This is a genomic window from Thermogutta sp., assembly GCF_014359955.1.
Classification (GTDB): domain Bacteria; phylum Planctomycetota; class Planctomycetia; order Pirellulales; family Thermoguttaceae; genus Thermogutta.
Map to the genome: position 1 here is coordinate 1 of NZ_JACIYL010000337.1, position 4,470 is coordinate 4,470.

Genomic DNA, 4,470 nt, shown 5'->3' on the forward strand with positions numbered 1-4,470 from the left:
AGCTTAAATACAAGTACGAATTCTTTGAACGCCCTTCTTTGGTCGCAGCGCAGGATACAGTCGCCCGCGACAGAATCGCGGTCGCCCAGTTACTTCACCCCGGGGGATGCCATGTGGCTCCGCGAGCGCTCAATAACCTGCTGGAAGCAGCCGCCCAACAACTGCATCTCCGTGTCGATCTGGCAAAATACGAGATCAACATCACGGACCCCGCCCTCTTCAACTTCCATCTGGCATTCATGCACGGGAGGAACGCTTTTCGGCTGACGGACGATGAGCGGCAGCAACTTCGCCTTTATCTGGAACGGGGCGGGATGATCCTCGCCGATGCCGTGTGTGCCAATCGGGCATTTGCCGAGTCATTTCGCCGGGAATTCGCGACCCTGATACCCGACCATCCCCTGCAGCCCATCCCACCCGATGATCCCATTTACACCACCGCATACGGCGGGTTTGACGTGCGCACCGTCACTCGCCGGGACCCTCAACCAGTCAGCCCGGACAGTCCCGCCGCCGAGGCGCTGCGACGCGTCCCACCGGAACTGGAGGGCATCCGCATTGAGGACCGCTGGGCGGTGATCTTTTCGCCTTACGATCTCAGTTGCGCACTCGAGCGTCAACAGACAGTAGGCTGTCGCGGTTATACCCCGGAAGATGCCGCCCGACTTGGAATCAATCTTCTCCTGTATTCGCTCCAGCAGTAGCCGAGCGTCTCCTGGATTTCTTTTCCGAGCGTATCGGCGCTGCCGACAGTTCGCATTGGTAAGCGGAAAGGATTTTTTCTTCGCACCGCCGGCCCCCTTTTGCATCTGGCCACCTGCCGCTTCGACTCACGCCCCCTCGGAGGTCTCGTGAGAATCGCTGGCAGTACTGCTGGCGGCCTGGGCGTCGGCCTCGCTATCCGGTGAAGCCGACTTATCAGCCATTTCACCTTTTTCACGCCAGCGAAGTTCGGCGCGATGCCTTTCGATAAACGCTCGGATCTCGTCACCGAATTCCAGCAGGCGGAACCACTGGTCGGCGTAGAGGGTCACAGGCATCCGTTGCAATCCATAAACACTCACGGCCCCCTTGGGACTGACTTTGCACGTCAGCGGGGGCAACTCCGGTCCCAGTTCGGCAAGCAGCCGATCCGCTTCTTCCAACGTGATCTCGCCCGCCGCCAGTTTTGCCAGGATCTCCTTCCGGTGCATGGCATCCTCACTCCTCTCAAAACGGTTTTTACGGGGTCCAAGCTGTCACCCGCGACAGCCTCCTTCGTCGTTCTCCACCATTTCGTGCTGACGAGTTCAGAAACCCAACCCCTTGGTCCTCGTTTTCACTCGCAACAAGTACATGTCGGCCGTGATATAGAGAGTCGACCCGTCATCGCCGAAAGCGCAATTTGCCGTGGGGACTTTCACACGGATGCGGCCAAGGAACGTGCCATCCGGGCGAAAAATGTTGACACCCCCTGGCCCGGTGGCAAAGAGATTGCCCTTCTGGTCCACTTTCATCCCGTCGGGCAATCCCGGCAATCCCGATTGCTGCCACGGTTTTGCGTCGAAGAACACCCTGCCTTGGCCCAGCGTTCCGTCTTCACGCACGGGAAACGCCATCCACAGGGGGCGCTGGGGATCCGACTGTGCAACATACAGAGTCTTCTCGTCTGGAGAAAAGGCGATCCCATTTGGTCGATTCATGTCCCGCACCAGCAGCGTCAGTTTACCATCCGCGGAAATGCGGTAGACCCCGCAGAATCCCAGCGCATTCGGGTCTCGCTGTGCCTCCGGTGTCATTCCGTAGGGAGGATCGGTGAAATAAATGTCGCCGTTCGATTTAACCACCAGGTCGTTCGGGCTGTTGAGCGGCTTTCCCTCGTACTGGTCGGCCAACGTGATGAAACACCCTTTTTCCCATCGGGCGACACGTCGATCGCCGTGCTGACAGACGAGCAAGCGACCCTGGCGATCCAGTGCCAAACCGTTCGATCCTGACTCGCCGCCCCTCTCTCTGAAACCCGTGTACCCGGAGGGTTTCAAAAAGATGTCAATCCCCTGCCCTTCTTTCCATCGGTAGATCGTGTTTTTCGGCACATCCGAAAAGAGAAGATATCCACCCTCGGAAATCCAGACCGGCCCCTCGGACCACTCAAACCCCTCAGCGAGTACCTCCACCTGGGCGTCGGGAGCAATCAGTTCGTCCAGACCGGGATTGGCCCGTTCAATCCAGGCCACCTTTTCGGGCGGGTTTTGCGACGCCTCTCCACCGAAGACAACTTGCGTCGTTACGCCAAGAACAACCATCATGGACAGCGCGTATTCCGTCCGATACAAAACGCGGGTCGTACCCGAACCGAAGAGCTTCCACATAAGACACCTCCTGACATGTTGCAATCACTGGAAAAGATCGCCGGACGTCATCTTTCCTGCCAACGAAACGAGTCACTCAGAGCCGGTCAGCCGTGAATACTCTTCCCCATGCCGGGGACTGACACGAACTCTTCTTACGGGGGTTGACTTTTCACCCGAAACACGCTGGCCCCTATCATAACGGTTGGTTTTCCCGTTGGCAATTAACGGGGACGCTTGGGTATTGGCGGAATAGACTGGGTATTGCTGGAATAGACCAGGCTTCGCACCGTTTTCGGCCTCTCCGGACCTCTCCAACCTAACCGGCCCTCTTTCACGAGGCCGTCGAGAGAATATGACGCGAACCGAGCGATGCGCCCGGACTTTGTGCCGTGTGATCCATTTGACGGCAGGACGAGGCGGACGGTGCAAGGATCGGCCTCGTCGTGTTACTCCAGGCGGATCCGGTAGATATGCACCGCCAAGGGACCAAAGGTATCGACGAACTGCCGATTGCCCAGGGGTAGCGATCTGCCTTCCTCCACCACCTCCACAGATCCAGACACCGAGTCAGCAAGGCCGGAAAGAACGAATTTCGCCGTGACGGGCTTTTCCTCGGGATCGTAGTTGACAGCGAAGATATACGCGAATCCGTCATGTCTGGTGAGGAAGGCGGCCAACCGGGCTTTCTCGGGGACTTCCACACGGAGCTTTGCGGTCTCTCTGGCAGCGAGAATGGCCGGCGCCAGACGGGTGAGCTGATCGTTGATCTCTTTGAGAGCCCGCTGGTTTTCTTCGGGAACTCCGAACTGACTGTACGCCGGCTTCCACACATGGGTGAAATACCCGATGGCCGTCGCGCCGCCACAGAGTGCCATCCAAACTTCGGCACGAATATGGCGCCCCGTCACGTCCTTCTGCCTTTCCAGCGGGCCGGTGTATTGCCCTCCTTTACTCGTTTCGATCCAGGCATAGACGGGACGCTCTCCTGCCATCGCCGTGAGCTGGGCGGTGGCCTCGTAAACAAGATGGATCCATTCCGGCTTGTTCCATCCATAGATGGGATAAATATCGAAACCCACCACGTCGGTTGCCTCGATATACGCGGGATAGAGGGAGCGCCGTTCCTGGTCGCTCCATTTGCTGAAATGGGGATGAAAATAACCGGTGAAGGTCATGAACACCGGCCGGGATGGATCGGCCAACTTGATCTTTTGGTAAACTTCCTTCGTTCTTTCCGGCCACTGTCGGGGCACCAGTCTGGGTGGGGAGAGAAAGACGTTTTGGCCCGCTGTGTCATACCCCGCCACCTCGCTGATGGAGCCCCACTCATTCTGTCCAGCCTGAGTGCGAAGGACTCGAAACCGGAACTCTTTTGCTGTCAGCGGCTGCGGCAAGGTGAATTCCTGCTTGCCGCGTCTGGGCTCCAAATGGAAACGGGCGACTTCGCGATCGCCGTCCAAAAGCGCAATCTCCGTCGCGACGCTCAATCCCGGCGATACTGTAAGCCAGAAAGCCACCCGGCCGACGGTTGCCGGTGATTTCAGCCGAAGCGTCCACTCCGCGTTTTCAAGGGGATCGAGAACCGACCAGGAGGATTCGTCCCCGTCCACCATCCGCCACAAGGGGGTTTTCGGATTGAGACGCAAACCGGGACCCGGCTGAACGTCAGCAGAACCTTCCTGGTGAGGAAGGTCTGGCTCGTCATCATGGATATAGCCAAGCAAGGCGGGGTGGCCCTTGATCGCTGGGTCGTAGGGCATCACCCCGTAGAGTCCCGCCGCTTTCACCAGCTCCAGATACTCCGCCACATTCTGTGTTCCCCCAGCCCGGGGCCAGTATCCGGCCACCGTGTTCATACCGCACTTCTTGACCAGAGGGAAATTGGAAGGATTCTGCAGCCACGCCATGATCGGGAGGAACGGCTTGCCGTTGACATACAGGACCCGGTTCGGACCGACCTCCACAGTTTCAATCGGCGGCAATTGTCCATACACCGCACCGGCAGCTAAGTTCATCAGTAAGACGGTCGCAATCAACCTAAAAGTCCACCGAATCAATCGCACGTAACGGATGCACAAGCGCATGAGGACACCTCCTGCGAAAAAGAGCATGCCCAGGAAACATGAAAACGCTGTTT

The 4,470-nt window shown here is 58.1% G+C and carries 4 protein-coding genes; 1 reads left to right on the forward strand and 3 read right to left on the reverse strand.

From position 1 onward, the window contains the following. On the forward strand, positions 1–704 hold a 704-nt coding region (locus H5U08_RS10915), incomplete at its 5' end, for a DUF4159 domain-containing protein (RefSeq protein ID WP_297032929.1). A 126-nt stretch (positions 705–830) separates the two neighbouring features. Here H5U08_RS10915 and H5U08_RS10920 read toward each other — a convergent pair. From H5U08_RS10920 to H5U08_RS10930, 3 genes are all read right to left on the reverse strand, one after another. Then, positions 831–1,193, reverse strand: a complete 363-nt coding sequence (locus H5U08_RS10920; protein WP_297032932.1) for a hypothetical protein — start codon at positions 1,191–1,193, stop codon at positions 831–833. A gap of 96 nt (positions 1,194–1,289) precedes the next feature. Beyond that, entirely contained in the window at positions 1,290–2,351 is a 1,062-nt protein-coding gene (locus tag H5U08_RS10925; RefSeq protein WP_297032934.1) for an SMP-30/gluconolactonase/LRE family protein, read from the reverse strand. 428 nt (positions 2,352–2,779) lie between these two features. Continuing rightward, positions 2,780–4,470: hypothetical protein (locus H5U08_RS10930; RefSeq protein WP_297032936.1), on the reverse strand; the 1,691-nt coding region annotated here is incomplete at its 5' end.